Raw genomic sequence first — 26,976 nt, 5'->3', positions numbered from 1 at the left:
GCCGTTTGTCGTATGTCATCAGCCGATCGAAAGCTCGGTGCGCGCATAGCTGATACCGGGACGGCTGCGGGTCGCCAGCAGAAAGCCGAGGGCGAGTGGTCCGGTGCGGCCCAGCAGCATGGTCGCGATGATCAGCAATTGTCCGCCGGGCGAGAGCTCGGGTGTCAGGCCGTGACTCAGGCCGACAGTGCCGAAGGCCGAGACGGTCTCGAAGGCCAGCGACAGGAAGGCATGGTCCGGGTCGGTGATGGTCAGGCCGAACAGCATGCTGAAGATCAGCAGCATCGCCGCCAGCGCCACGGCGATCGACTTGAAGACGGTGTCATCCCCGATGCGGCGGCCATGCAGGGTGGGGGAGGGCTCACGGCGCAGGAAGGCGCGTGTGGTCAGCAGCAGCACCACGAAGGTGGTCAGCTTGATGCCGCTGGCCGTCGAGCCGCTGCCGCCGCCGATGAACATCAGCGCCATGGTCCACAGGGTCGAGGCTTGTGTCATCTCGCTGGAATCGATGACGCTGAAACCGGCAGTGCGCGGTGTGATGGCCATGAAGGCGGCGGCGAGCAGGCGTTCGCCATGACTGGCCATGGCGCCCAGCGTGCCGGGGTTGCGCCACTCGAGCGCCAGTATCACCACTAGACTCAGCAGGTTGAGCGCCACGGTGGCCTCGATCACCAGACGGGTCTGCACCGAGAAGCGCGATGGTTGCAGCAGCACCCGCCAGCCATGTTCGCGGCGTCGCTCGCGCAGCTCGCCGATGACGGCAAAGCCGATGCCGCCGGTCATGAACAGGATGCCGATCACGCCGCTGGTCAGGGGATTGGCCGCCTCGCGCAACAGGCTGTCCGGCCACAGGGTGAAGCCGGCATTGTTGAAGGCCGAGACCGAGTGGAAGAGGCTGAGCCAGAGTCCCTCCTGCCAGCCGTACTCGGGCACCCAATCCAACGCCAGCAAGGAGGCGCCTGCCAGCTCGAGCGTCACCGCAAAGGCGGTGATGATCTTGAGCAGGCGGCCTATCTCGCGTGAGCTGCTGCGATTGAGCGCCTCGCGCAGCAGGCTGGTCTGATGCATCGGCAGGCGCTGGCCCAGCATCACCAGCGACAGGGCGGCGATGGTCATGAAGCCGAGGCCACCGAGCTGGATCAATATCAGCACGACGGCCTGCCCCGCGAGGGTGAAGTCGCTGAGTGGCGTGACGGAGAGGCCGGTGACCGTGACGGCAGAGGTGGCGGTGAACAGCGCCGACAGCCAGCTCAGCCCCTGCTGATGCATGCCAGGCAGTTTCAGCAGGCAGGCACCCAGTATGCCGAGGCCCAGAAAGCCGCTCAGCAGAATCTCCGGCGGCGACAGATGGATGATGGGCCCGCGTGGGCTGCGGGTCAGGGGGCGGAGATAGCGCCGGTAGCGCTGCCTCATAGATGCGCTCCCAGTTTGCGCAACGCGCTCAGCTCGCCGATCAGGACCAGATGGTCGCCGGCGGCCAGTCGCGTGTTGCCGGAAGGTTGGCGATCGAGGGTCTTGCCCTTGCGCAGCGCGATCACGCTGATGTTGTCATCGATGGGCAGCTGATCGAGCTGCTGGCAGTCATCGCCCAGTCGTGCACTGACCTCCAGCTCGACCACGAACTGGTGATCGCCGAGATGGATGAAGTCGACCATGGCATGGTAGGCGAGGCTTTCCGCCACGCGCACGCCCAGGTCGTACTCCGGATGCACGATGTGATCGACACCCAGGCGGCTGAGCAGCTTGTGGTGCGCGTCCGAAGTGGCCTTGACCCACAGCTCCCTCGCGCCGAGCTCCTTGGCCAGCAGCGCGCAGATCAGGCTCTGTTCCATCGAGTCGGCCAGATCGATCAAGACGGCGTCGTACTGCTCAAGCCCCAGCTCCTGCAGGGCATGTTCATCCGTGGGGTCCGCGATCACGGCTTGATTGAGCAGGTCTGCCACGGCATTGAGGCGCTTCTCATCGGCGTCCACGCCGAGCACTTCATGGTCATGGCGCCTGAGTTCCCGTGCGACGGTGCTGCCGAAATAGCCCAGTCCGATAACCGCGAATTGACGATGCATGACGACTCCTTGTCTGTGCTGCTGGGTGAGGCCAGACGTTCTTTGTCCAGACATTCTTCGACCAGATATGCGTTGGCCGGGTCGTCCTGGTCGGCGTCTCTTGAAGGAGCCTACTCCAGTGATGCGGTGATGTCGGGTCCTTTTGCGGCACCGTACATCTCATGCGAGGTGACATGTCAGGGCTGGGAGGCAGGTATTGTTTCAAATGTTACCAACTTCAAGTATCTAATGTAGAGTAACTGCCGTCGTGTGGTGATGGTGTCTCCCCAGAGGATTTGTGAAGGAATCGCGGTCATTCTCGATGGGAATCGCGGACGTACATGCTTCATATCAGTAAAATGGTCTGTGTGAGCACCCAAGACGGCCAGGCGTTGCGTCGATCACCACTGGCTCACAACAATAACTCGTAAGGTATTCCATGACGGCAAGACAGCAACCCAAGAATCTCTGGATCAGTCGCTGGGGCTTCATCCTTGCAGCAACCGGTTCCGCGGTAGGGCTGGGCAATATCTGGAAGTTTCCCTATATCACCGGTGAGTACGGCGGTGGCGCCTTCGTGCTGGTGTATCTGGCCTGCATTCTCGCCGTAGGCGTGCCCGTGATGATGGCCGAGATCGCCTTCGGGCGGCGCGGGCGCGGCAGCCCCATCGAGGCGATTGCCAATCTGGCGCGTGAAGCGGGAGCCAGTCCCCTGTGGAAGGTCTTCGGCTGGATCGCGATGCTGGCCGGCTTCATGATCCTGTCGTTCTATGTCGTGGTGGCGGGGTGGTCGTTCAGTTACCTGTGGAAAATGGCCAGTGGCGCGCTGTCCGGACACAGCGTCGCGGAGCTGGGTGCCATCTTCGAGGCCGGCAACGCCAACCCCTGGGCGCTGGGTGGCTGGGCCACGCTGGTGACGGTGGTGACGATGCTGATCGTCGGGCGCGGGGTGCAGGAAGGTGTCGAGAAGAGCGTGCGCTGGATGATGCCGGGCATGGTGATCATGCTGCTGATCATGATCGGCTATGCCCTGACCTCGGGCAACTTCTCGAAAGGCTTCCACTTCCTGTTCGATTTCGATGTCACCCGCTTGAGCAGTGAAGGGGTGCTGGCCGCGCTGGGACATGCCTTCTTTACCCTGTCGCTGGCCTCCGGCGCCATCCTCACCTACGGCTCCTACCTGCCGTCGGGCACTTCCATCGCCCGTACCACCTTCACGGTGGCGATTGCCGATACCCTGGTGGCGCTGATGGCGGGTCTGGCGATCTTCCCGATCATCTTCGCCAATGGCATGGACCCGTCCTCCGGGCCGGGGCTGATCTTCATGAGCCTGCCGGTGGCCTTCAACCAGATGCCCTTCGGGCAGCTGTTCGGGGTGCTGTTCTTCGCCATGCTCTCGATCGCCGCCCTGACCTCCGCCATCTCGATGATCGAGGCGACCGTCGCCTGGCTGAGCGAGAACCGCAACATGAGCCGTACCAAGGCCTCATGGCTGGCCGGCAGCGTGCTGTGGCTGGTGGCGATGTTCGCGATGTTGTCGTTCAATCTCGGCGCGGACTGGACGCTGGCCGACAAGCACTTCTTCGACTGGCTCGATTACCTGACCTCGCGCTGGATGATGCCGATCGGTGGCATCGCCATGGCGCTGCTGGCCGGGTTCGTCTTCAAGAGCAGCATGCTGCGCGATGAGCTGAATCTGAGCGACGCCGGCTATCGTCTGTGGCTGTTCATGATTCGCTATGTCAGCCCGGTCTGCATCCTGGCGATCTTCGTCGATGCTCTGGGTGTTGCAAAGCTGTCATTCGGCGACTGGCCGTATTTCGTGGCCGCCATCCTGGTGGCCTGTCTCGTGGGCGAGCTGCTCTCGCCGCGCCTGCGCGAGCGTGCCACCGAACAGGGCTGATGTGATCGGTAGCGTCAGTTCGATGGCGCCGCCCGGAAGTCATCAAGGCGGCATGAAAAAGCCCCCTGCAGCACGCTGCAGGGGGCTTTTCGTTCTGGTGTCTGTGCGCTGTCTGTCTGCTGGTAACTGTGTGCCAGTTGGCGCCGTTACTCGCCTTCCAGACCGGTGATCGGCTTGACCGTGCCCCAGTGGCGGCACTTCGGGCATTGCCAGAGCAGCATCGAGGCTTCGAAGCCACAGCGATGACAACGATGACGAGGGCGTGCCTGGATCAGTTGCTGGGTGTGGCGCTTGAGCAGATTGAAGCGCTCGGTCTCGCGCTCGTCAGCATCCAGCAGGTAGAGATCGAGCAGGTAATCGACGCCGCGCAGGCTGGGGTGGCGATGCAGCTGCTCACTGGCGAAGCTGGCGGCGGCCTCCACACCCTCGCGGCGCTCGATCAATTGCGCAAGGCTGATGACTGTCGTGGTATAGGGTGCGCGCTCGACTTCCTGATGCAGCAGGCGTACCAGGCCACTCTCATCATCTAGCATGCGAAAGGCGTTGCCCAGTGGCTCGAGGATGATGGGGGTGAAGCCGGTATCCTGACGTGGAATGCGTTGCAGCAGGCGGATGCACTGCTTGTAGTTGGCATGATCGAATTCGATCTCGGCCAGCATCCAGTTGGCGCGTACGCATTTCTCATCGGTGGAGAGCGCCTGCTTGAGGCGCTTGCGGGCCATCGCCTGGCTACCTTCGGCGATATCCAGCGCGGCCAGTTCGCAGTGCCAATGGGCTGCTGCGCGCCGGATACCGCCTTCCTGACGCAGGATGGCGTGGGCGACTTCGAGTGCGGCCTCCCATTCGCGTTCCCGTTCGAGTAGGTCGATCAACAGGCGGCGGCCGGCACGCCGATGGCTGTCGTGCTGCGCCTGCTTGAGGAGGGTTTCCAGCAGCTTCTCGGCGCGGTCATAGACACCGCTGCGCATGAAGTCGCGGGCCAGTTCCAGCTGGACACGCTCGCCCTGTTCGCTATCCAGGGCAGGGCGGGCCAGCAGGTTCTGGTGAATCTTGACGGCACGATCGACTTCGCCGCGACTGCGATAGAGATTGCCCAACGCGATGTGGGTATCGACGGTGTCGCTGTTGACTTCCAAGGCCTGAACGAAGGTTTCGATGGCGCGATCAGGCTGCTCGTTGAGCAGATGATTGAGGCCGACGAAGTAGTCGCGGGACAGGGTGGCAGGAGCCGGTGCTTGTTCATCGGGGCGACGATCACGCCGCCCCAGCCAGAATCCGATGGCGATGGCCGCCATCAGCAATCCCAGCAATATCAGATCAGGCATTTATGCCACTTCCTTGATCTCCTGGATGCGCAGTTGGTCCAGTTCCTTGCGTTGCTGCTGGTTGCGACGCTGGGCACGGGTCAACAGCGTGCGCAGGCGCAGGTACATGCCTGTCATCGCGACCATGCCAAGCACGACGCCGACGGCCAGCGAGAACAGCAGCCACATGGAAAGGGACGCAGCAGGCAGCTCTACCCAGATGAGGTCGAGGGGCACGGCTTGCTGGTTGTGAACGGCGAAGAGAATACCGACCAGCAGGACGATCAGCAGGATCACGGCCAGAACGAGACCTTTTAGCCAACGCATAACGGTTTCCTTGTCATGAAATGCAGTCGTGAATCATCTGGGAGCGAGTGTATCACTGCCCATCGTGCGAGTCTTGGCGGCGACGCCGTGAGGTGGGTGGCTGTCGTCTCTGGCATGACGGCTTGGGCAGATGTCGGCCGGCGCTGAGCCAGCCGGCCCCGTCACGCCGGGTCTTCATCTGCGGGCAGCGCTGTCAGTCAGCTGCGCCGTCTGTAGTGCTGTCGCCTCAAGCACTGTCAGTCAGTCGCCTATCGTCAATACCCCAGGGCGCGACTGGCATCGACCTGTTCGCGCAGCTCCTTGCCGGGCTTGAAGTGGGGGACGAACTTGCCATCCAGATCCACCGGCTCACCGGTCTTGGGGTTGCGCCCCAGTCGTGGCTCACGGTAGTGCAGCGAGAAGCTGCCGAAACCGCGAATCTCCACGCGACCGCCGTGGGCCAGGGCGTCTGTCACATCATCGAGGATGATGCGAACCGCGGCCTCTACATCCTTGAGCGACAACTCAGGCTGTCGCATGGCTATCTGTTCGATCAGCTCGGACTTGGTCATCGGATCTCTCCATGCCTGCGCCTTTCTTGCGAAAGGCGTTCGTGATGCGGCAGCCGGGCGACCTCTTGTCACCGGACAGGCACACGCATCCTTGTGATTGTTATCTCCTCAGCATAATGGGCAAATCCTGAGAAAACAACGCACTAGGGACATCATTGCCGATCACGGCACGGATTGCCAATTCCTGCCCGAGCAACGGGTCAACGGATGCCGCTGACGCCCCCCTCGGGTATACTGCGCGCATTGATGTGACGACTGAGGTTCAGGCAATGGAAGATGTGATTCGCAAGCGGCTTCATTGGCATTCGCGTCGCGGCATGTGGGAGCTTGATCTGCTGCTGTTGCCGTTTCTGGAGCAGCGTTTCGACGCCTTGAGTGAAGACGACAAGGCGCTCTATGTGCAGCTGCTGGCCGAAGAGGACCAGGACCTCTTCGTGTGGCTGATGAAGCGCGACCCGTGCGGCAATGCCGAGTACCAGCGCCTGATCAACATGGTGATCGCCAATGCCGAGAATGGCGAGCGCGATCAGTTCAAGGGCCTCTAGACAGGCGTTCGCGACCCACGCCAGCCTGCGTGTCGGGCTGTTGGTGGCGAGTCTCGCCTTGTGGGTCTGGTTTGCCGAGCTGGCGACTGGCCAGTTCGTTGTCAGTACGTGGTGGACCTGTCAGTGGCAATATCTTCGCAATGCCCTGCCTTTCGAGGCGGGGCATTGTGCGTTTGAGGGGCTCGCTCAGCTGCCGGATGGCGTCATGGCGCTGCTGAGCGTGATGGGGCTGGGCTGGCTGTTGCAGGCTGGCGAGCTGGTGTCGTGGTGGCGCAAGGCTCGGCGGCGTCTCAAGGACCCCGAGGCGCGAGTCTGGCTGGCCCTGGGGGGCAGCCTCTGCGCCGATGCGGCGCTTGCCAGCGGTGGCCAGCCACCGGAGAATGAGGCTGAAGCCGAGACCGAAACAGAGTCCGAAGCCAGCGACATCGCGCCTGCGTCAGAGGCGCGCCATCGTCACCCGGAGATGCAGCTCTGCTGGTGGTGGGCCGATGGTGCCTCACGCAGCTGGCAGCCCGTCAATGTGCGCTGTCTATGGTGCTCACCGCGCCTGATCGGGCTCGAGATCTCGCCGCGGGGTGTTGGGCCACCGGGGATGGGGGCTCAGGGTTTGAGGCAACCGGGCTTGAGACAGCAGGGCGCGGACCAGCAGCACCTGAAAACGCAGCGGGTATGGCTGTGGCCGGATAGTGCTTCCAGCGAAGACCTTCACCAGCTGCGCCTGTGGCTGCTGTGGCCACCCTTGCCACATGGCTTGCCGCGTCAGCCGCCGTCGTTGGAGACCCTGCGGCGCGTCGCTGCCCAGGGCTCCCGCCCAGGCTGAGCCTGCTCATGGTTCTTCTCATGGCGTTTCGCATTAGCCGCTCAGGTCGCGGCCGCAAAGGCCGAGAGGCGAATGACGCTATCGCGGGCGCGCGGCGCTGGCATCGGGAAGTCGCGAATGAAGTGCAGGCCACGTGACTCATGGCGCTGATGGGCGCAGAGCAGCAGCAGCGGTGCCAGCGTCAAGGCCTGATAGAGCGCTAGATGATCGAGTCCTGCACGCGGCGCTGAAGCTTGCCTGTGCGGCTCGATGGTCTGCGCCGTTTGCCCCGCCTCGAGCGAGATCCACTGTGCTATCTGCTTCAACGCCTCCCTCAGGCCGTGCTGGCTGCGCTCGATGCCCGCCTGCAGACTCATCAGCTGGCGCAAGCTGTGCAGGCGCGTGCGCGCCTCATCGGCACTCAGACGCATCACGCAGCGCCAGACCTGACCATTGTCCGCAAGCTGCGTGAGCAGGGCGGCGTGTTGCGGCATCAGCGAGTCGAGCGTGCTCATCAGGCGTGGCTCGTCGGCGCGGCGCGGCTGTCCCAGCGCTTCACCACAGGCGCGCGCCTGCACCAGGCACTCGAGAAGCGAGTTGCTGGCCATGCGATTGGCGCCGTGCAGGCCCGTGCAGGCGACTTCGCCGATGGCCCACAGGCCGGGCAGGTCGCTGGCACCATCCAGCCCGGTGGCGATGCCGCCGCAGCTGTAGTGGGCGGCAGGAACGACGGGAATCGGTGCATGACGAATATCGATCCCACGCGCCAGGCAGTGCTCGGCGATGGTCGGGAAGTGATGCTCGATCGCCTCGGCCCCCAGTGCGCTGATATCCAGACAGACATGCTCGAGGTCATGCGTGCGCATCTCGGCGAGGATGGCACGTGCCACGACATCACGCGGCGCAAGCTCCAGGCGCGGATCATGATCGGCCATGAAGCGATGCCCATCCGGGCGCAGCAGCAGTCCCCCTTCGCCCCGCACCGCCTCGGAGATCAGGAAGGGCGTCCCATCAGGGTCATACAGGCAGGTGGGATGAAACTGCTGGAACTCCAGGTTCATCAGGCTGGCCCCGGCGCGGGTCGCCATCGCCATGCCATCACCGACGCTGGCGCTCGGGCTGGTGGCGTGAGCGAACAGGCCGCTGGCACCGCCGGTGGCCAGTACCAGATCATTGGCCGCCAGCCACTGACGCTGGCCCGTGCCGTCCATCACCCACAGGCCACTGGCGTGTCCGGCATCGAGGGCGATGTCCACGGCCAACAGGTCCTCGAGAATCTCGATGTCCGGGTGAGCTTCGACATGGGCACTGAGCGTATCGAGCAGCGCCCGCCCGGTGGCGTCGGCGGCGTGAATGATGCGGCGGCGACCATGCCCCCCTTCACGGGTGAGGTGGAAGGGGTAGCTGGCGTTGGCATCGGCCGGGGTGAAGGGCACGCCAAGCGCGATCAACCATTCGATGGCTTCCCGCGAGTGACCGACGGTGAAGCGCACCGCACGCTCGTTGCACAGGCCATCGCCGGCAATCAGGGTGTCGGCGACATGGGACTCCACATCGTCCTCGGGCGCCAGTACCGCCGCGATACCGCCCTGCGCCCAGCGGCTGGCACCCTGTGCCTCACGCGCCGGACGCAACAGCGTGACGCGGCGGGTGCGCGGGCCGGGGGGCAGGCGATTGGCGAGGCTGAGTGCCAGGGTCAAACCTGCCGCGCCGCCACCGACGATCAGCACGTCGTGCCGGCTTGCGGGAGTCACTCCGGATACTGAGTTCATGTGTCTTTCCTGGCAGTCTCATCGCCGGTCGAGTCCGGCTGGCGCCTGTCGTGGTGGTCTGGCTCATCACGGCTGCTGTCGTCACTGATGCTGTCATCACCCGCCGGCGCTCTGCCGACCGAAGAGTGTTGCTCGCCAGCACTGTTCTCGCGTCTGGTGGGAGCTGCCGTATCGCCCGGTGTCGGGTCTTCCGGCAGGAACAGACGGCGCGCATCACTGATCAGGCCATGGCCCGGCAGACGGCGCTGAAGGCGCTGACTCGGCAGACGCTCCAGCAAGGCCAGGCGCTCGCCCAGGGCTTCGGTCAGGCGTGCCAGCTCGCGGTTGAGCCACAGATAGCCTGCCGGGCTGAACAGCGCGCGGCCTTTGCGGCTCTCGACATTGCGGACATCGGCATAGCGTTGCAGGTCGAAGGGCGTCACCGTCAGTTCGATGCTCTGGCCGGTGCGCACCTGGAAGGCCAGGGTCCCCAGGGCTCGGGCCAGACGGTGCTGAGCATCGCGCAGGCCATCCAGCCCCTCGATGAATTCATGTCCTTCACGGGTGTTCCAGTGGGTTTCCTGCAGCAGTTCGATGGTCGAGATCATGCGGCGCTCGAAGGACAGGATTTCCTCGATGTCGGCACGATTGATGCGGCCTTCCTGAGCGACGGCATCGACCAGCCCGCGCTGTTTGACCAGTTGTGCCGAGGTGGCACGCACCAGCGCAAGCCCCTCATTGACGCCTTCACGCTCGGCCTTGGTATGGCCGTGGTAGAGGCGTGCCAGCTTGTCGAGATTGTCGGCCAGCAGGAAGCGGAACACGTCTGTCGCCTTCTGGGGCAGCAGCACCATGCTGACCACGATGCTGATCAGGGTCCCCAGCACCACATTGAAGACACGCCACAGCCCGATGCCGAGATCATGATTGCCATCACCGATCACCATCAGCAGGGTGACGCAGAACAGCAACGAGCTGTAGCCATAGCGGTTGCTGAAGGTGGCATTCAGTGCCAGGGCGATGCCGACGATGCTCCAGAAGGGCACCACGCCCGGCAGCGGCTCGGCAACCAGAATCAATATCAGACCCCACAGGCCGCCAAGCAGAGTGCCGACCAGTCGTTGCCAGCCCTTATCGATGACACCGCCGACGTGAGGCAGGTTGCCCATGACCATCACGGTGCTGACCAATGCCCAGGAACTGTGCGGCAGGCTGAACAGCTCGATGATGGAAAAGCACAGCGTCAGGGCGACGGTCACGCGCAGGATGTGCAGGCGCTGGCGGTGCAGGTAGGTGAAGTAAGGGTTGTGCGAGAACCATTTCATCGGGCGTATCTCACTGTGCTTGTCATGAGGAAGAGGCTACCCGAGGGCGAAAGGGGTCAGTCATCGTGACCGAGAATGAGGTGAACATCTGGAGCGACAGGGTCCCGTTGCTGGAGAAGATGAGGTGATGGACGACATTGATGGAGATGCAGTGGAGGCGTGGTATCTCCACTGCGCTGCTGATCCAGTCTCGAGGTGCTTCAAGGCTGCGGTGGCGCAGGACCATGGTGATTCAAGACTGCCGTGGTTCAAGGCTGCTGCCTCTCACGCGGCAGATATTACCCCAGACGCCGGCGATGGCAGGCGTCTGGTAGCCTCAAGTGCCTGTGAGGGTGTCAGGCGAGCTCTTTCAAGGCATTGACGATATCTTCGGGTTCCGAGCGTGTCCGGTAATCGACATCGACGTGACGCCAGCTCACGGTTCTGTCTTGTGCGATGACGAACGTCGCCGGGATAGGCAATACACTGCCATCACCGTTGTTGATGGCATCCAGATCGAGTTCACGGTCCACGCGCATGTGTTCCATCAGATAGTCCGGCACCTTCCAGGCGACGCCATAGCGAGAGGCGACCTCTGCGTCCTGGTCTGACAACACGTGGAACTGCATCTCATCGATCTCGGTGGCGGAGAGAGAGTCATCCGGCACCTGTGGGCTGATGGCGACCAACTGTGCGCCGTGAGCGCGAATGTCATCGAGTCGCTCATTCAGGGCTCTCAGTTGCAAGCTGCAGTAGGGGCACCAGTCACCACGATAGAAGGTGACCACGACCGGGCCTGATTCGAGCAATTCCTCGAGAGACACTGACTGGCCTGCGGCGTTGGGCAGCGCGAACCCGGGTGCCTTCTCGCCCACGGGGAGAGCATTCGCACCCTGTTGCAAAGCCTTGGCGTTTTCGATGATCTCATCGACATTCTTCATGAAATCAGGCTTGGCCTGGCGCCCAGCTTCAACCTTCGCTTCAGTCTGCTCTTTCAGGCTTTTCATGCTGTCCTCGCTAAGGTGGTAGTGGGCCGCTGGAAAGGGCCAGCCATAGGCCCTCGTACGCTCGGTAGTGTAACCGAGGCCCCGTCTTGCGTAACAGAGGATTGGTGACAGGCCATCTCGCAAGCGTGCGCTCTCGCCGTTGCAGGGCGGGTGATGACGGAGCCCGGCGATGAATGTGTAATTGTTATTGATAATCACTACCATCAAGCGGCTTGATTGGTATCCTGTGCGTCCCCAAGTGATCATCAGGGGATTGAAGCTGGCGATCAGGTCATTGATCAATTATTGCCAGCCGCCCATCAGTGACGCCAGCCAGGTGCGACGTCATATGCAACAGCACAGGGAGACAAGCATGAGCAGCCAGACCCGCCGTGAACGCGACAGCATGGGGGAACTCGAAGTGCCGGCCAGCGCACTCTATGGTGCCCAGACTCAGCGAGCGGTCGACAACTTCCCCGTCAGTGGCCAGCCGTTGCCTGCTGCCTTCATTCGCGCCGTAACGCGCATCAAGCTGGCCGCCGCCGAGGTCAACCGTGACCTGGAGCTGCTGGATGACGTGCGTGCCGAGGCGATCATCAAGGCGGCGCGTCAGATCATCGACGGTGAGCATGCCGATCAATTTCCGGTCGATGTCTTCCAGACCGGTTCCGGCACCTCGACCAACATGAACGTCAACGAGGTGCTGACGCAGCTTGCCAACCAGCATCTGGGCGACAAGGACGTGACCGTCGGCGCCAATGACCACGTCAACATGGGGCAGTCGAGCAATGATGTCATCCCGACGGCCATTCATCTGTCCGCTGTCATTGCTGTCTCTGACACCCTGTTGCCGGCACTGCGTCATCTGCATGACGTGATCGCTCGCAAGGCCTCTGAGGTAGACGACGTCGTCAAGACCGGCCGCACTCACCTGATGGATGCGATGCCGATTCGCATGAGTCAGGAGCTGGGCGCCTGGCAGGCACAGGTCGGGCAGGCCATCGAGCGCATCGAGCAGGTACTGCCGCGCCTCGAGCGCCTCGCCCAAGGCGGCACTGCCGTGGGCAGTGGCATCAATGCGCATCCGGAATTCGCCGAGCGCATCGCCGACCGCCTCTCGCACCAGACCGGCCATGCCTTCCGCCCGGCCGAGAGCTTCTTCGCGGCGCTGTCCTCTCAGGACACGGCAGTCGAGCTTTCCGGCCATCTGCGTACCTACGCCGTGGCGATGATGAAGATCAGCAACGACCTGCGCTGGATGAATTCCGGCCCGCTGGCAGGGCTGGGCGAGATCGAGCTTGAGGCTCTGCAGCCGGGCAGCTCCATCATGCCGGGCAAGGTCAATCCGGTGATTCCCGAGGCGGCCGCCCAGGTGGCGGCGCAGGTGATGGGCAATGACGCCACCATCGGCATCGCCGGGCAGAGCGGCAACTTCCAGCTCAATGTCATGCTGCCGCTGATCGCCAACAACCTGCTGTCCTCGATCACCTTGAGTGCCAACGTCAGCCGCCTGCTGGCGGACAAGGCTATTGCCACCTTCAACGTGCGCCAGGACAACATCGAGGCACCGCTGGCCAAGAACCCGATTCTGGTCACGGCGCTCAATCCGGTGATCGGTTACAACGAGGCGGCGCGAGTAGCCAAGGTGGCCTATCAGGCCGGGCGTCCGATTCTGGATGTGGCCGAGGAAGAGACTGATCTGTCTCGCGAGGAGCTGGAGCGTCTGCTCGACCCGGCCAAGCTGACGGCGGGCGGTATCCAGTAAGTCGGTATTCCATAAACAAAAAGCCCGCCCCTCCTTGCCGGAGGGGCGGGCTTTTTTCGCTGCTGGCTCAGCCAGTTTTCATCAGGCGGCGCGCGCCAGCAGGCGTTCCTTGAGGTAGTGGCCGATGCGCGTCTTCTGCTCATCGCTCAGGCGCAGCGTCAGCTTGGTGCGGCGCCAGACGACATCCTGCACCTCACGCGCCCATTCGTGCTCGACCAGGTAGTCGATCTCGGCGGCGCTCAGGCCTGCGCCGAAGTCCTCGCCCAGCTCCGCCTCGCTCTTCTTGCCGTCGAGGAAGTGCAGGCACAGGCTGCCGTAGCTTGAGGCGAAGCGTCTGGCGCGTGCTTCGCCGAGGAACGGGTAGTCGCGCTGCAGCTGGCGGGTGAAGGCTGCGCGGCTCTCGATATCGCCACCGGGCAGGGCCTTCTCGTGGGTCCACGGCTCGCCCATGCTCGGCAGCAGCGGCTTGAGGTCTTCAAGTGCCGATTCGGCCAGCTTGCGGTAGGTGGTGATCTTGCCGCCGAAGATGGACAGCATCGGCGCGCCGCTGTCATCCAGGTGCAGGGTGTAATCACGTGTCATCGCGGACGGGTCGGCCGATTCGTCATCACACAGCGGGCGCACGCCGGAGAAGGTCGAGACCACGTCATCGCGGCCGAGCTTACGCTTGAAGTGATGGTTGACCACCTCGAGCATGTAGTCGGTCTCATCGCTTGAGCAGGCCACTTCTGAGGGGTCGCCCTTGTAGCGTACGTCCGTGGTGCCGATCAGGCTGAAGTCTTCCTGATAGGGCAGCACGAAGACGATGCGCTTGTCCTTGTTCTGCAGGATGAAGGCGCGGTCATCGGTGTTGATGCGCGGCACGATCAGGTGGCTGCCCTGAATCATGCGGATGCCGTAGCGCGGCGTGCGTTCGGTGGCGCCCTTGATGAAGGACTCCACCCACGGCCCGGCGGCATTCACCAATGTGCGGGCGTGACGGGTGAAGATCTCACCGCTGTCGATGTTCTCCAGTGTCAGCTCCCAATGCCCGTTCACGTCGCGTGCCCCGACGCAACGAGTGCGCGTCATGATCTCGGCGCCCTGCTCGCGTGCCTGCAGCGCATTGGTGATGACCAGACGGGCATCATCGACCCAGCAATCCGAGTATTCGAAGCCCTGATTGATCTCGCTGACCAGCGGGCTCTGCTCACCGAACTTGAGGCCCTTGGAGGCTGGCAGGGTCTCGCGCTTGCCGATGTGGTCATACAGGAACAGGCCCGCACGAATCATCCACGCCGGACGTAGATGCGGCTGGTGCGGCAGGATGAAGCGCAGCGGCCAGATGATATGCGGCGCCTTCTTGAGCAGTACCTCGCGCTCCTGCAGGGCCTCGCGCACCAGGCGGAATTCGTAGTGCTCCAGATAGCGCAGGCCGCCGTGGATCAGCTTGCTGCTGGCGGAGGAGGTCGCACTGGCGAGGTCGTTCTGCTCGCACAGGGCCACGCTCAGGCCGCGGCCGCTGGCATCGTTGGCGATACCGGCGCCATTGATGCCGCCGCCGATGATGAAGAGGTCAAGAAGTGCATCGTTGTCGCGGGACATGGGCTGCTCCTGCTCGTGCCCGGCGCTACCGGGTGGGGCGAATGAGTCTGCACCGGCAAGGTGCGCGATAATGGGTTTTCGAAAGTGAACATAGCTTAGCAAAAGTCGAACATCAAGAGGATTCTTCTGCGCTCATGACTTTCGAAAGTGATCATTTGAGCGAGTGTCAGGCAACCGAGGATTGCCTGATATTCAACCTGTTGTCTTGCCGATGTTTTTTCTCAGTCTCTGATCATGGCGTGACATTTTCATGAAGCGCTTGGTTGTCATGTTGCCGCGCGTGCGGCGCAGACGATGCCGCAGTGAATGATCAAGCGTCATGACACCTCATGCGGAGACGAAGCAGGGCAGCTGGGCATCGGGCAGACCGTAGAAGGGCGGCTCTCGTGGGCCGCGAGGGTGTATCGGTGTGAGGGGGCAAGGGGGCAAGGGGGCCAGGGAGGGGGATAATAAGTAGAAGGGCGAGAGCCGGGCCAGACTGCTCGTCGGCGTATTGCCTGGCCCCTTGATTGCGCGATGACCTGATTATGAGATGAGTCGGTTGCGAGACGACTCGTCGGCTGGATGACGCGTCCTGGCGCTCAAGCGCCGCCAGTCTCGTCAGACGACTCGTCACCGGCGACATGCAGCGCGACTTCGTGCTGACGCATCAGGGTCAGGATGCTTTCCGGGGGCTGGATATCGGTGAAGAGCGCATCGAGTTGGCTCAGGTTGCCCTGGCGCACGACCGCATTGCGCTGGAACTTGGAGTGATCCGCGATCAGGAAGACCTGGCGTGAGTTGTGGATGATCGCCTGGGCGACTCGCACTTCCTGATAGTCGAATTCCAGCAGCGAGCCATCTTCATCGATACCGCTGATGCCGATGATCCCGAAGTCGACCTTGAACTGGTTAATGAAGTCGATGGTGGCCTCGCCGATGATGCCGCCATCGCGGGAACGCACCATGCCGCCGGCCACGATGACGTTGAAATCCTCCTTGTGCTGGAGGATGGCCGCCACGTTCAGATTGTTGGTGATGACTTCAAGCCCGTGGTGATCACACAGCGCCTCGGCCACCATCTCGTTGCTGGTGCCGATGTTGATGAACAGCGAGGCGTGGTCGGGAATCTGCCTGGCCAGGGCCGCCGCCATGCGCCGCTTGGCGCCCAGGTTCAATGTCTTGCGGGTGCTGTAAGCGGTGCTGACGGTACTGGACTCAAGCCCCGCGCCCCCGTGCACGCGCTTAAGCGCACCGGCCTCGGAGAGCTGATTGAGGTCGCGACGAATGGTCTGCGGCGTGACCTCGAAGTGACTGGCCAGCTGCTCGATGGAGGCATAGCCCTGACGCGTGATCAGTTCGACAATGGCGCGATGGCGCTTTGGCTGCATCATCCTGTCCTCTTGCTCATGTCCGGTGAAAAAAACGTCTGCTCTGAACCGTCGCGGAGGCAACGTGAGCCTGAGTGCGGCTGCTGCTCGACCAGGTGCCCCGTGATGGCGATGTGGGGCGCTGTGCCATTCAGGATGTTCGTTTGGTGTTCTTTTTTAATGCATGCTCGCGGTGACACCAATGGTTGCACTGATTGACTTGGTGGGCGCAAGCCGTTGAAGTTATGCGAAATCCTGCATAACTCATTGAATAGAAAGGGTTATCGTGATCGTGTAGACAAAGGTATAGCGAATATCGGTGCTTTTCGCATTGTGACACCGATGTGAAGCCTGTACTTTCGCATTCGAACACCAAGCGCGTCTGTCAAGGCGTCGCTATGCCCGTGTAGAGGTCGGTGTCGTAAAATCAGGAGCGAGCAGCAGTATGTACGGTTTATTCAAATCCGCGGTGCACGCCACACCGCTTCACGACGCCAAGGTAGACGACACCTATAAGCGACTGAGATGGCAAATCTTTCTTGGTATCTTTTTAGGCTATGCTGGCTACTATCTGGTACGCAAGAACTTCTCTCTGGCCATGCCTTCCCTAGTGGAGCAAGGCTACTCCCGTGGTGATCTTGGTCTGGCCTTTGCCGGCGTGTCGATCGCCTATGGTATCTCCAAATTCGTGATGGGCGCTGTCTCTGACCGCTCCAACCCGCGTTATTTCCTCCCTGCTGGTCTACTAATGTCTGCCGGCATCATGTTCCTGTTCGGTTTTACTGACTGGGCAACCTCCAGCATCGGCATCATGTTCGTGCTGCTGTTCCTCAATGGGTGGGTGCAGGGCATGGGATGGCCGCCCTGTGGTCGCACCATGGTGCATTGGTGGTCACAGAGTGAGCGTGGCCAGATCGTTTCGGTGTGGAACGTGGCCCATAACGTGGGCGGCGGTCTTGTCGGTCCGCTGTTCATTCTTGGTATGGCCTGGTTCAACGACTGGCAGTCCGCATTCTATGTGCCTGCCGCGCTGGCCGTCTTCGTGGCGATCTTTGCCTTGCTGACGATGCGAGACACGCCGCAGAGTTGTGGCTTGCCTCCCATCGAGAAGCACAAGAATGACTACCCGCCGGGATACGATGAAAGCCACGAGCAGGAATTCTCCACGCGGGAGATTCTGGTCAAGTACGTGTTGAAGAATCGCATGCTCTGGTACATCGCGCTGGCGAATGTCTTCGTGTATCTGCTGCGTTACGGGGTCCTCGACTGGGCGCCGACCTACCTGCAGGAAGCCAAGAGCTTCAGCGTCGACAAGTCCTCCTGGGCATATTTCCTGTATGAGTGGGCCGGTATCCCCGGCACGCTGCTGTGTGGTTGGTTGTCCGACAAGCTGTTCCGAGGCAATCGCGGTGCGACAGGGGTGTGTTTCATGGCGCTGGTCGCCGTCTTCACCACTGTCTATTGGTTGAATCCTGCCGGTAATCCGGGAATCGACATGATGTGTCTGGTCGCCATCGGCTTCCTGATCTATGGCCCGGTCATGCTGATCGGTCTGCAGGCGCTTGAGCTGGTACCCAAGAAGGCGGCAGGGACCGCGGCTGGCTTCACCGGCCTGTTCGGTTACCTGGGCGGCTCTGTCGCTGCCAGTGCCTTGGTAGGCTATACGGTAGATGCCTATGGATGGGATGGTGGTTTCATGTTGTTGATTGGATCGTGCGTGATGGCGGTCGTCCTGTTGTCATTGACGATATTCGAGAGCACTCGCTTGTCGGTACGCACCGCCAGCTGATCCCCAGCGGAAACATGATCATTCAAATGGCCCGCTGAACGTTGCATGGGTGGGCCATCTTGTAACGGACTACCGGGAGATATTGACGATGACCAACCACATTCTGTCCATTGACCAGGGAACCACCAGCTCGCGCGCCATACTCTTCGATCGTGAAGGTGCGGTAACCGGACTGGCACAAGAGGAATTTGCGCAACACTTTCCGAACAGCGGCTGGGTCGAGCACAACGTCGATGATATTTGGGGATCGGTGAAGCGCACCGTGCGTCAGTCGCTGATCAATACCAATATCGGCGCCGAGCAGGTGGCCGCCATCGGGATCACCAATCAGCGTGAGACCACCATCGTCTGGGACCGCGAGACCGGCGTGCCGGTCTACAACGCCATCGTCTGGCAGGACCGCCGCACCCACGAATACTGCCGTGAGCTTTCCGATGCCGGTCATGGTGACATGATCCAGCAGAAGACCGGCCTGCTGATCGACCCCTATTTCTCCGCGACCAAGCTGCGCTGGATTCTCGAGAATGTCGAAGGCGTTCGCGCGCGTGCCGAGAAGGGCGAGCTGGCCTTCGGTACCGTCGACAGCTACCTGATCTGGAAGCTGACCGCTGGCAAGCGTCACGTCACCGATGCCACCAACGCATCGCGTACTTGCCTGTTCAACATCGTCGATCAGTGCTGGGACAGTGAGCTGCTGGAGCTGTTCGGCATCCCGGAATCCCTGCTGCCGCAAGTGCTGGATTCCAGTGATGATTTCGGCATCACCGATCCGCAGCTGTTCGGTGCGGCGATGCCGATTCGCGGCGTGGCCGGCGATCAACAGGCGGCGCTGGTCGGTCAGGCCTGCTTCACGCCCGGCATGAGCAAGAGCACCTACGGCACTGGCTGCTTCATGATCATGAACACCGGCGAGAAGATGGAGCTGTCGCGCAATCGTCTGCTGACCACGGTGGGTTATCGCCTCAATGGCAAGCCGACCTATGCCATGGAGGGCAGCATCTTCGTGGCGGGTGCTACCGTGCAGTGGCTGCGTGACGGTCTGAAGCTGTTCTCGGATGCCTCCGAGACCGAACCGTTGGCGCGGGCGGCCAAGGCCGACCACGGCGTCTACATGGTGCCGGCCTTCACCGGCCTGGGGGCACCGCACTGGGACCCGCAGGCGCGTGGCGCGATTCTGGGGCTGACCCGTGGCACAGGCATCACCGATATCGTGGCGGCTGGCCTGCAGTCTGTCTGTTATCAGACGCGTGACCTGCAGGAGTGCATGCTGGATGACGTGGCCATCAACTGCGCGAATCTGCGCGTGGATGGCGGCATGGTCAGCAACAACTGGGTGATGCAGTTCCTCTCCGACATGCTGGGCGTGAAGGTGGATCGTCCGCGCGTGCTGGAAACCACGGCGCTGGGCGTCGCCTATCTGGCCGGCCTTCATATCGGCTGGTATGACAGCCTGGATGAGATCAGCGAGCTGTGGCATTGCGAGCGTACCTTCGCGCCGGAAATGGCGGAAGAGCAGCGTGAGCGCCTCTACGCCGGCTGGCTGGAAGCGGTGGAAAGAGTGAAAAGCGACGGAGGCCACTGAGCATGTGGACCGATGTCATGACGGGCGAGTTTCTCGGCTGTCTGTTCCTTATCCTGTTCGGCGGTGGCGTGGTCGCAAATGTGGTGTTGTCTGACACCAAGGGCAATGGTTCCGGTTGGATCGTGATCACCACCGGCTGGGGCTTTGCCGTGATGATCGGCGTGTTCGTGGCTGTCTCGACCGGTTCGCCCCAGGCGGATCTCAACCCGGCGGTGACCCTGGCCAAGTATCTGCTCGGGGTGCATGCCACTCTCATGGATGTGGCGCGGCATGTCATCGCGCAGATGCTGGGCTGTTTCGCCGGTGCCGTGATGGTGTGGCTGGCCTATCTGCCGCATTGGAAGCGTACCAGCGATGCTGGCCTCAAACGGGCAGTGTTCTGCACGGATCCGGCAGTTGAATGTCGTCTGGGCAATATGCTCAGCGAAGTGATCGGTACCGTGGTGCTGATCTTCGGTATCGGTGCCATCGTCGGTTCAGGCACCATCAGCGCTGGCCTGCTGCCGTATCTGGTCGGCATGCTGGTGTGGGCCATCGGCCTCTCGCTGGGTGGCGCGACCGGCTATGCCATCAACCCGGCGCGTGACCTGGGGCCGCGCATCGCACACTCCTTGTTGCCGATCCACGGCAAGGGCGCCTCCGGCTGGGGCTATGCCTGGGTGCCGATCGCCGGTCCCCTGGCAGGGGCCTTGATCGCAGCCTCCATGTGGCATCTGCTGCTGTAACAAATCCTTGCCGCAATCTGCTGGTGAAGTTCCCTGCACCTGTGGCACTGTAACCAGTCTTCGCCCCGTCCCTCGACGGGGCGAAGTCATTTCGGGTCTTCGCCTTTTCTTGCCATCACTTGGCGATAGCATCACTCCATCGTCATGGGGCGCGTTCGTGCGGGCGAGAGATGGCGGTAGACGACTGACAGGGGGCAAGTGGCGGAGGTCATCAAGATGTGGACTGACGTCATGACGGGCGAGTTTCTGGGCACCACCTTCATGATTCTGCTGGGGGGTGGCGTGGTCGCCAATGCGATGCTCAGGGGCACCAAGGGAGCGGGTTCCAGCTGGCTGATGATCAATGCCGGCTGGGGATTTGCCGTGATGGTCGGGGTGCTGGTCTCGACCTCGACAGGGTCGCCCTATGGCGATCTCAATCCGGCGGTGACGATGGCGAAATACCTGTTGGGCGTGCATACCGATGAGCTCAAGGTCGCCAGGATGATGCTGGCGGAGCTGCTCGGCTGCTTCATGGGAGCGGTGCTGGTGTGGGCGGCCTATTACCCGCACTGGGAGGTGACCCGAGACCCGCTGCGCAAACGCGCGGTCTTCTGTACTGACCCGGCAGTGGCCAACAAGACGGCCAATGTCATCAGTGAGGCGATCGCGACAGTGGTACTCATCTTCGCCATCGGCAGCATGGTCAACAGTGAGCTGATCACGGATCGGGTATTGCCGTATCTCATCGGCGCGCTGGTGTGGGCCATCGGTCTGTCACTGGGTGGCCCGACCGGCAATGCGATGAATCCGGCGCGTGATCTGGCGCCGCGCTTCGCGCATTGGGTGTTGCCGATTGCCGGCAAGGGCAGTTCGGGCTGGCAGTATGCCTGGGTGCCCATCGCTGGCCCCTTGCTGGGGGCTGTATTGGCAGCTGTGCTGCGTCGGGTCTTTTTCTAGCAGTCCAGGCCCTGCAGCCAGTCATTGCCGTATCTGTGCGCTGCCAGCCAACCTTGTATCGTTCGACAAGAGCGGCTGGCGGTGCCGGGCCGGACAAGTAAATGGGTGAGTCCTTTCAGGCCTGGCCATGATGACGTGCCTCGCTTGCGTGCCTTGCGCGCCGCGAACCATGGCCGCTCTTTACCCGCGCTTTTTACCTGATCCTGGCAAGGTAGATTGGCGAGAAAATTTTTTATCATCAGGGGGTTGCATCAAAACGGGAGTTGCGTAGAATACGTCCTCGCTGACAGGGCAAAGCACTTCGCATCACACTGCTTCGCTTTTCAGCATGCTGACATAGGACCATAGCTCAGTTGGTTAGAGCGCCACGTTGACATCGTGGAGGTCGGCGGTTCAAATCCGCCTGGTCCTACCAGCATCGGCACTGATGGCAACATCACGCCACTTGATTCAGGACCATAGCTCAGTTGGTTAGAGCGCCACGTTGACATCGTGGAGGTCGGCGGTTCAAATCCGCCTGGTCCTACCAAGCCGTTCCACGGTATGTTTCAAGTGCTCTTGTGTCATCTGCCACACTTCAGGACCATAGCTCAGTTGGTTAGAGCGCCACGTTGACATCGTGGAGGTCGGCGGTTCAAATCCGCCTGGTCCTACCAGATTCCAGAAAACGCCCGGCTCATCGAGTCGGGCGTTTTCGTGTGCGTGTCATGAAAGTCTGCCGCAGGACTGGTGTGCGCCGCTCAGGCAAGCGTAGCGTCGAGGAATTCGCGTGCTTCCTTGAGAGCGGCATTGGCAGCGCTCAGCAGTGGGGCGAAACCGACGAACACATGCGGCATGTCCGGCCACAGGCTGAGCGTGACAGGTGAGCCACAATCCTGGGCCTGCGCGGCATAGCGTCGGCTGTCATCGAGCAGGATCTCCGCCTCGCCGCACTGGATCAGCGTCGGAGGCAGGTCAAACAGATTTCCCTCCAGCGGCGAGATGCGCGGATCGCTCATGTCGGTGCCGTCCTGCACATAGGCCATGCTCACGAAGGGCAGCAGATTGGGGTCGAGGATCGGGTCCACCTCGGCCTTGCGCGACAGCGAGGCGCTGCCCCAGCTGAGGTCGGTGGCGGGCGAGAAGGCGATCACTGCATCCGGCAGCCGTTCGCCTGCACTCTTGAGTGCATTCAGGGCCGCCAGTGTGAGGTTGCCGCCCGCGCTGTCACCGGCCAGCAGCAGGTGGTCCTGCGGGTATTCGTCACATAGCCAGCGCCACGCGGCCAACACGTCCTGCAGGCCGGCCGGGAAGGCGGCCTCTGGCGCGAGACGATAATCCAGGGTGTAGGTCTCGGCGCGTGCCGCACGGCCCAGACGGCTGGCCAGCGGGCGGTGACCGGCAGGTGAGCCTGCGATCCAGCTGCCACCATGTACATACAGCAGGTGACGCGGGCGCGCTGGTGCGTCATCGGGTGCCGGCAACACCTCACAGACACGCTCTCCCTCGCCGCCTGGCACCATCGCGAGGCGCGGTGTCACGCCGGTGTCGAGAATGCTGGCGTCGGCGGCGAAGTAAGCCTCAAGCAGGGTGCGCTTGGCGCCGAGGTCATTGCCGGTGCGCGCCGTGAACGCCTTGATGCGCTCGAGATGCTTGATGACCTGCTCAAGCCCGGCATGGGCGTCATCGTGATTCTGGAGAGAAGCTTCTGCATGAGGAGGTGCGGTCGCTGGCATGTTCTGCTCCTGTCAGGTCAGAGGAGTCTTCACGTTACACCTCGTCAAGGGTTACGCAAGTGGCAGGGTGGCACAACGCAAACCGCCCGCGGTGCGGGTAAGCACGGCGGGCGGCAGGGCATGAAACTGCAGGCAGGCCGACCTCTTCAGACAGGCTGACCGATTCAGACAGGAACGCTGTCGAAATCGCTGGAGGCGATGAAGATCTCGACCAGGCGCTCGATGCCGGCCTGGTCTTCCTCTTCGAAGCGCTCAGGGCTTGGGCTATCCAGATCCAGCACACCCCACAGCACTTGCTGGCCGTCCTGCTCGATGAGCACCGGAATCACCAGCTCGCTGCGCGAAGCGGCATCACAGGCAATATGGCCCGGGAAGGCGTGTACGTCCGCGACACGCTGGGTGGTGCGCTCGGTGGCGGCGGCGCCACACACGCCCTTGGTGAAGGGAATCGGGTGGCAGGCCGGCTGACCCTGGAACGGCCCCAGGTGCAGAATCTGCGGCTGACGTTGCACATAGAAGCCTGCCCAGTTGAGGTTCTCCACCGTCATGTTGATGAAGGCAGCCGTCTGAGAGGCATTGGTCAGCCAGTCTCGAGTGTCGAGAATGGCGTCCAGCTGGCGCGCCAGCAGTGAATAGTCGGGACGAGTGGTCATGAGGGCTCCTGAGGGATGGATAAGGTGGCGAGATGGCGCAAGGATGCGGTCGCGGGTCGCCTGTTTCAAGCGCGCCCTGCGTGTGCTTCTGCGCCGCGTCGGTAGCTGAACGTGATGGGGTGGTTCATCAATCAGATGCAAAAGCGCCGACCAGTGGTCGGCGCTCTGCGTTCAGGTGTCTGTCAATGACACGGGCTGAGTCTTACTTCCAGCCCGGCACCGCCGCGCCCTTGAACAGCTCTTCGGCCTTGGCTTCGACTTCCGGCGTCTGGTAGGCCTTGACCAGCTTCTGCACCTTCTCGCTGTCTTCATCACCCTGACGCACGACGATCAGGTTGACGTAGGGGGACTCGGCGCCTTCACGGATCAGCGCGTCTTCCGGCGCGAGGCCAGCCGGCTGTGCGAAGGTGTTGTTGATGAAGGCCAGGTCAACGTCCGGCAGGATGCGCGGCAGCTGGGCAGCCTCGATTTCCTTGAACTGGTAGTCATGCGGGTTCTTGGCGACGTCGATCGGGGTCGCTTCGAGATTGCTCTTGTCGGTCAGCTCGATCATGCCCAGGTCGTGCATCAGGATCAGGGAGCGGCCTTCGTTGGACGGGTCGTTCGGCAGGGCGATGGTCGCGCCGTCCGGCAGTTCGCTGATGTCCTCGTACTTCTCGGAATAGGCACCGATCGGGTACACGAAGGTCTTGCCGGCGCTGGCGAACTTGTAGCCACGCTCACGCACCATGGATTCCATGTACGGCTGGTGCTGGTAGGCATTGGCGTCCAGCGAGCCATCGGCCAGAGCGGCGTTCGGAGACACGTAGTCGGTGAACTCCGTGATCTCGACGTTCAGGTCATACTTTTCCTTGGCGATCTCGGCCGCGACCTTCATCACTTCGGTTTCCGGGCCTGCGACGGTACCCATCTTGAGGGTGTTCTCGTCGGACGCGTCGTTGCCGCAGCCTGCCAGCAGAGTGGCGCCGAGCAGAGTGGCAGCACCGGCAAGGCGCAGGGGGGAAGAAAGCGTGTTCAGCATGTTACGCATCGATGTTCTCCTTGTGATCCGACGTGACCGGCGGGGTCCGCGGGATGTTATGAGTGACGGCCATAGTGATGAGCCGTCACGATACCGAAAGCCGTAAGATTTGTAGATCGAGCGCCACTTCTAGGTCAGTCGCCGCTCATGGATCGACGCTTACTTGTGGTTCGACTTGCGCACCAGATGGTCGCCCAGGCTCTGGAAGCCCTGCACCATGACGACGAGGATGACCACCGTCACCAGCATCACCATCGGATCGAAGCGGTTGTAGCCGTAACGGATACCGAGATCCCCCAGGCCGCCGCCACCGACGGTGCCGGCCATGGCGGAATAGCTGATCAAGGTGACCACGGTGATGGTCAGGCCATTGATGATGCCGCCGCGTGCTTCCGGCAGCAGCACCTTGGTGATGATCTGCATCGGCGTGGCACCCATGGCCTGTGCGGCCTCGACCAGCCCCGGGCCGACTTCATTCAAGGCGCCTTCGATCAGACGGGCGACGAAGGGAATCGAGGCGATGGTCAGCGGCACGATGGCGGCATTGGTGCCGATCGAGCTGCCGGCGATCAGGCGTGTCAGCGGGATGATCGCCACCATCAGGATGATGAAGGGCACCGAGCGGCCGATGTTGGTGATGATGCTCAGCACGCTGTTGAGCACCGGGCGCGCGAGAATCTGGCCCGGGCGCGAGGTGTAGAGTGCCACGCCCAGCGGAATGCCGAGTGCCGCGGAGATCAGGCCTGCCACCGCGACCATGTAAAGCGTCTCGAGGGTGGAGGTGAGAACGAGTTCAAGCAGTGCGGGTGACATGGCCGAGCACCTCCACTTTCAGATCGTGGGATTCAAGATAATCGAGCGCTTGCCGGGTCTGGTGGCTGTCGCCCATCAGTTCGGCGATCATCAGACCGAGAGTGCGGTCCTGGATGGACTCCACCTTGGCCTGCAGGATGCTGACATCCACCTGGCATTCACGCGCCAGTCGCGAAATCAGCGGTGTGGACACGGCATCACCACTGAAGGCCAGGCGGACCACAGGATGGGTGTGAGGCCCTGCGCTAGCTTCGAGGCGATCGACCAGCGCGCGCGGCGGCTCCAGCTCCAGGAATTCATTGAGGAACTCGCGACCCAGTCGGGTCTGCGGCGCGGTGAAGAAATCGCCCACCGGCGCCACTTCCACCAGCTCGCCACCACTGATCAGGGCGACCTGATCACAGATGCTCTTGACCACTTCCATCTCGTGGGTGATCAGCAGGATGGTCAGGCCCAGCTTGGTATTGATGTCCTTGAGCAGCTCAAGGATGGAAGCGGTGGTCTGCGGGTCAAGCGCCGAGGTGGCCTCGTCGCACAGCAATACCTTGGGGCGGCTGGCCAGCGCACGGGCGATGGCCACGCGCTGTTTCTGACCGCCGGACAGCTGGGCAGGATACTGGCCAGCCTTGTCGCTCAAGCCGGTCAGCTCCAGCAGTGGCTCGACGCGCTGTCTGATTTCGTCTTTCGAGACGCCAGCCAGCTCCAGCGGCAGCGCCACATTGGCGAAGACCGTGCGTGAGGAGAGCAGATTGAAGTGCTGGAAGATCATGCCGATCTGATGACGAGCGCTGCGCAGGGCGGACTCGTCGAGCTCGGTCAGTTCCTGACCATCGACGACGACGCTACCGGCGGTGGGGCGTTCGAGCAGATTGACGCAGCGAATCAGGGTCGACTTGCCGGCACCGGACAGGCCGATGACGCCGGTAATGGCGCCCTGAGGTACCGTGAGGCTGGCATCCTTGAGCGCGACCACGGCCTTGTCACCACTGCCGTAAGTCTTGGAGACGTTCTTGAGTGTGATCATGGGGGTCCGAGTGGTTAAGGCACCATCCGGATTGCGGGCGAAGGTCTGTAAAGGACAGAACGTTCTGCCTGCGTCTGCGCACATGGCAGACAGCGAAGAGGGGAGCGATCCAGTGGGGAGAAAAAAGACCACCCAAGACGGGTGGCCATCAACGCTGGACACACCCTTTTAGCAGAACTTGCACCCCGTGAGACCAGCTCTCGTGGTGGGCGCCCGCAATCCGGGTACAAATCGGCGCCAAACAGATTTGAGGCGCATTCTATCAGTCACCTTGGGGGTGTCAACGACTTTGGTCTTGCGCTGGCCGTTTATTCGAACTGTCGTTCGATATGGCAATTCGGCGATACGCTCTGTAAGCCATTTCTTACAAGAATCTTGTCGTGACGAGGGTTCCAACCACCAATGACGGCTTTCCTGTCTTGACGGTCAGCCGGGCAAGACTTGCGGCCCGTACTGGCTGCTCTGTGTTCACGCAGCCCAACGGCCGGCATCGCCAGCATGTCGG

24 protein-coding genes and 3 tRNA genes are annotated in these 26,976 nt (G+C 62.1%); 11 read left to right on the top strand and 16 right to left on the bottom strand.

What is annotated here, in order from left to right; genetic code table 11:
- Window positions 1-18: 18 nt before the first annotated feature.
- Both CDPAHKCJ_RS03580 and CDPAHKCJ_RS03575 read right to left on the bottom strand, forming a co-directional pair.
- A complete protein-coding gene (locus CDPAHKCJ_RS03580) occupies window positions 19-1,413 on the bottom strand; it encodes a potassium transporter TrkG (protein WP_166018710.1) in 1,395 nt (464 codons plus the stop codon).
- Complete coding sequence (locus CDPAHKCJ_RS03575) at window positions 1,410-2,063, bottom strand: TrkA family potassium uptake protein (protein WP_166018709.1); 654 nt, start codon at window positions 2,061-2,063, stop codon at window positions 1,410-1,412. The genes CDPAHKCJ_RS03580 and CDPAHKCJ_RS03575 overlap by 4 nt, the downstream gene beginning before the upstream one ends.
- Window positions 2,064-2,481: 418 nt before the next feature.
- Between CDPAHKCJ_RS03575 and CDPAHKCJ_RS03570 the strand changes: the two genes are divergently transcribed.
- Entirely contained in the window at window positions 2,482-3,945 is a 1,464-nt protein-coding gene (locus tag CDPAHKCJ_RS03570) for a sodium-dependent transporter (protein WP_166018708.1), read from the top strand.
- A 146-nt stretch (window positions 3,946-4,091) separates the two neighbouring features.
- Here the strand turns inward: CDPAHKCJ_RS03570 and lapB are convergent, their stop codons facing one another.
- The 3 genes from lapB to CDPAHKCJ_RS03555 all read right to left on the bottom strand — a co-directional run bounded on the left by lapB (window position 4,092) and on the right by CDPAHKCJ_RS03555 (window position 6,127).
- Window positions 4,092-5,270: a lipopolysaccharide assembly protein LapB gene (lapB, locus tag CDPAHKCJ_RS03565; protein WP_043335632.1), complete on the bottom strand. Its 1,179-nt coding sequence runs from the start codon at window positions 5,268-5,270 to the stop codon at window positions 4,092-4,094.
- Window positions 5,271-5,576 carry a LapA family protein gene (locus CDPAHKCJ_RS03560; protein ID WP_054555462.1) on the bottom strand — a complete coding sequence of 102 codons (306 nt, stop codon included), beginning with the start codon at window positions 5,574-5,576 and terminating at the stop codon, window positions 5,271-5,273.
- A 254-nt stretch (window positions 5,577-5,830) separates the two neighbouring features.
- Window positions 5,831-6,127, bottom strand: coding sequence for an integration host factor subunit beta (locus CDPAHKCJ_RS03555; RefSeq protein ID WP_043335630.1), 297 nt, complete (start codon window positions 6,125-6,127; stop codon window positions 5,831-5,833).
- A gap of 269 nt (window positions 6,128-6,396) precedes the next feature.
- On the opposite strand from CDPAHKCJ_RS03555, the gene CDPAHKCJ_RS03550 reads away from it, so the two are divergent.
- Window positions 6,397-6,672, top strand: a complete 276-nt coding sequence (locus CDPAHKCJ_RS03550; protein WP_043335628.1) for a succinate dehydrogenase assembly factor 2 — start codon at window positions 6,397-6,399, stop codon at window positions 6,670-6,672.
- Window positions 6,632-7,492, top strand: a complete 861-nt coding sequence (locus CDPAHKCJ_RS03545) for a hypothetical protein (RefSeq protein ID WP_166018707.1) — start codon at window positions 6,632-6,634, stop codon at window positions 7,490-7,492. Before CDPAHKCJ_RS03550 ends, CDPAHKCJ_RS03545 begins: the two co-directional genes overlap by 41 nt.
- 41 nt (window positions 7,493-7,533) lie before the next feature.
- Here the strand turns inward: CDPAHKCJ_RS03545 and nadB are convergent, their stop codons facing one another.
- The 3 genes from nadB to CDPAHKCJ_RS03530 all read right to left on the bottom strand — a co-directional run bounded on the left by nadB (window position 7,534) and on the right by CDPAHKCJ_RS03530 (window position 11,815).
- Entirely contained in the window at window positions 7,534-9,243 is a 1,710-nt protein-coding gene (nadB, locus tag CDPAHKCJ_RS03540) for an L-aspartate oxidase (RefSeq protein ID WP_166018706.1), read from the bottom strand.
- Entirely contained in the window at window positions 9,240-10,547 is a 1,308-nt protein-coding gene (locus CDPAHKCJ_RS03535) for an FUSC family protein (RefSeq protein WP_166018705.1), read from the bottom strand. Before CDPAHKCJ_RS03535 ends, nadB begins: the two co-directional genes overlap by 4 nt.
- Before the next feature lie 335 nt (window positions 10,548-10,882).
- Window positions 10,883-11,815, bottom strand: a complete 933-nt coding sequence (locus CDPAHKCJ_RS03530) for a peroxiredoxin-like family protein (protein WP_205700778.1) — start codon at window positions 11,813-11,815, stop codon at window positions 10,883-10,885.
- Window positions 11,816-11,885: 70 nt separating this feature from the next.
- Here CDPAHKCJ_RS03530 and CDPAHKCJ_RS03525 point away from each other — a divergent pair, with 70 nt between their 5' ends.
- Window positions 11,886-13,277 carry a class II fumarate hydratase gene (locus CDPAHKCJ_RS03525; RefSeq protein ID WP_166018704.1) on the top strand — a complete coding sequence of 464 codons (1,392 nt, stop codon included), beginning with the start codon at window positions 11,886-11,888 and terminating at the stop codon, window positions 13,275-13,277.
- Window positions 13,278-13,358: 81 nt separating this feature from the next.
- Here CDPAHKCJ_RS03525 and glpD read toward each other — a convergent pair whose 3' ends face one another.
- The 3 genes from glpD to CDPAHKCJ_RS03515 all read right to left on the bottom strand — a co-directional run bounded on the left by glpD (window position 13,359) and on the right by CDPAHKCJ_RS03515 (window position 16,234).
- Window positions 13,359-14,861 carry a glycerol-3-phosphate dehydrogenase gene (gene glpD, locus CDPAHKCJ_RS03520; protein WP_166018703.1) on the bottom strand — a complete coding sequence of 501 codons (1,503 nt, stop codon included), beginning with the start codon at window positions 14,859-14,861 and terminating at the stop codon, window positions 13,359-13,361.
- A gap of 192 nt (window positions 14,862-15,053) precedes the next feature.
- Window positions 15,054-15,182: a hypothetical protein gene (locus CDPAHKCJ_RS13450; protein WP_277343433.1), complete on the bottom strand. Its 129-nt coding sequence runs from the start codon at window positions 15,180-15,182 to the stop codon at window positions 15,054-15,056.
- 260 nt (window positions 15,183-15,442) lie between these two features.
- Window positions 15,443-16,234, bottom strand: coding sequence for a DeoR/GlpR family transcriptional regulator (locus CDPAHKCJ_RS03515; RefSeq protein WP_166018592.1), 792 nt, complete (start codon window positions 16,232-16,234; stop codon window positions 15,443-15,445).
- A gap of 421 nt (window positions 16,235-16,655) precedes the next feature.
- Here CDPAHKCJ_RS03515 and glpT point away from each other — a divergent pair, with 421 nt between their 5' ends.
- The 7 genes from glpT to CDPAHKCJ_RS03480 all read left to right on the top strand — a co-directional run bounded on the left by glpT (window position 16,656) and on the right by CDPAHKCJ_RS03480 (window position 21,901).
- Window positions 16,656-17,999, top strand: a complete 1,344-nt coding sequence (gene glpT / locus CDPAHKCJ_RS03510; RefSeq protein ID WP_166018591.1) for a glycerol-3-phosphate transporter — start codon at window positions 16,656-16,658, stop codon at window positions 17,997-17,999.
- Window positions 18,000-18,087: 88 nt separating this feature from the next.
- Window positions 18,088-19,581 (top strand): glycerol kinase GlpK, encoded by a 1,494-nt coding sequence (glpK, locus tag CDPAHKCJ_RS03505; RefSeq protein ID WP_166018590.1) that lies wholly within the window; start codon window positions 18,088-18,090, stop codon window positions 19,579-19,581.
- Window positions 19,582-19,583: 2 nt separating this feature from the next.
- Window positions 19,584-20,306, top strand: a complete 723-nt coding sequence (locus CDPAHKCJ_RS03500; RefSeq protein ID WP_052384798.1) for an MIP/aquaporin family protein — start codon at window positions 19,584-19,586, stop codon at window positions 20,304-20,306.
- 216 nt (window positions 20,307-20,522) lie between these two features.
- On the top strand, window positions 20,523-21,245 hold the full coding sequence (locus CDPAHKCJ_RS03495) for an MIP/aquaporin family protein (RefSeq protein ID WP_166018589.1): 723 nt from the start codon (window positions 20,523-20,525) through the stop codon (window positions 21,243-21,245).
- Between the two features lie 338 nt (window positions 21,246-21,583).
- A tRNA-Val gene (locus CDPAHKCJ_RS03490) sits at window positions 21,584-21,660 on the top strand.
- 37 nt (window positions 21,661-21,697) lie between these two features.
- A tRNA-Val gene (locus CDPAHKCJ_RS03485) sits at window positions 21,698-21,774 on the top strand.
- Window positions 21,775-21,824: 50 nt separating this feature from the next.
- Window positions 21,825-21,901 (top strand) — tRNA-Val (locus CDPAHKCJ_RS03480).
- Between the two features lie 84 nt (window positions 21,902-21,985).
- Here the strand turns inward: CDPAHKCJ_RS03480 and CDPAHKCJ_RS03475 are convergent.
- The 5 genes from CDPAHKCJ_RS03475 to CDPAHKCJ_RS03455 all read right to left on the bottom strand — a co-directional run bounded on the left by CDPAHKCJ_RS03475 (window position 21,986) and on the right by CDPAHKCJ_RS03455 (window position 26,471).
- The gene (locus CDPAHKCJ_RS03475) at window positions 21,986-22,960 is read right to left on the bottom strand and encodes an alpha/beta hydrolase (protein ID WP_166018588.1); all 975 of its coding nucleotides are present in this window, start codon (window positions 22,958-22,960) and stop codon (window positions 21,986-21,988) included.
- 164 nt (window positions 22,961-23,124) lie between these two features.
- Entirely contained in the window at window positions 23,125-23,613 is a 489-nt protein-coding gene (locus tag CDPAHKCJ_RS03470; RefSeq protein WP_166018587.1) for a GAF domain-containing protein, read from the bottom strand.
- 202 nt (window positions 23,614-23,815) lie between these two features.
- Window positions 23,816-24,634 (bottom strand): MetQ/NlpA family ABC transporter substrate-binding protein, encoded by an 819-nt coding sequence (locus CDPAHKCJ_RS03465; protein WP_166018609.1) that lies wholly within the window; start codon window positions 24,632-24,634, stop codon window positions 23,816-23,818.
- A 159-nt stretch (window positions 24,635-24,793) separates the two neighbouring features.
- Window positions 24,794-25,447: a methionine ABC transporter permease gene (locus tag CDPAHKCJ_RS03460; protein ID WP_166018586.1), complete on the bottom strand. Its 654-nt coding sequence runs from the start codon at window positions 25,445-25,447 to the stop codon at window positions 24,794-24,796.
- Window positions 25,428-26,471, bottom strand: coding sequence for a methionine ABC transporter ATP-binding protein (locus tag CDPAHKCJ_RS03455; RefSeq protein WP_166018585.1), 1,044 nt, complete (start codon window positions 26,469-26,471; stop codon window positions 25,428-25,430). The genes CDPAHKCJ_RS03460 and CDPAHKCJ_RS03455 overlap by 20 nt, the downstream gene beginning before the upstream one ends.
- Window positions 26,472-26,976 lie beyond the last annotated feature (505 nt).

It is taken from the genome of Cobetia sp. MB87, assembly GCF_011319755.1.
Taxonomy (GTDB): Bacteria; Pseudomonadota; Gammaproteobacteria; order Pseudomonadales; family Halomonadaceae; genus Cobetia.
Note: the sequence above shows the minus strand (reverse complement) of the source record. Positions and strands in the feature narration are given on the sequence as shown.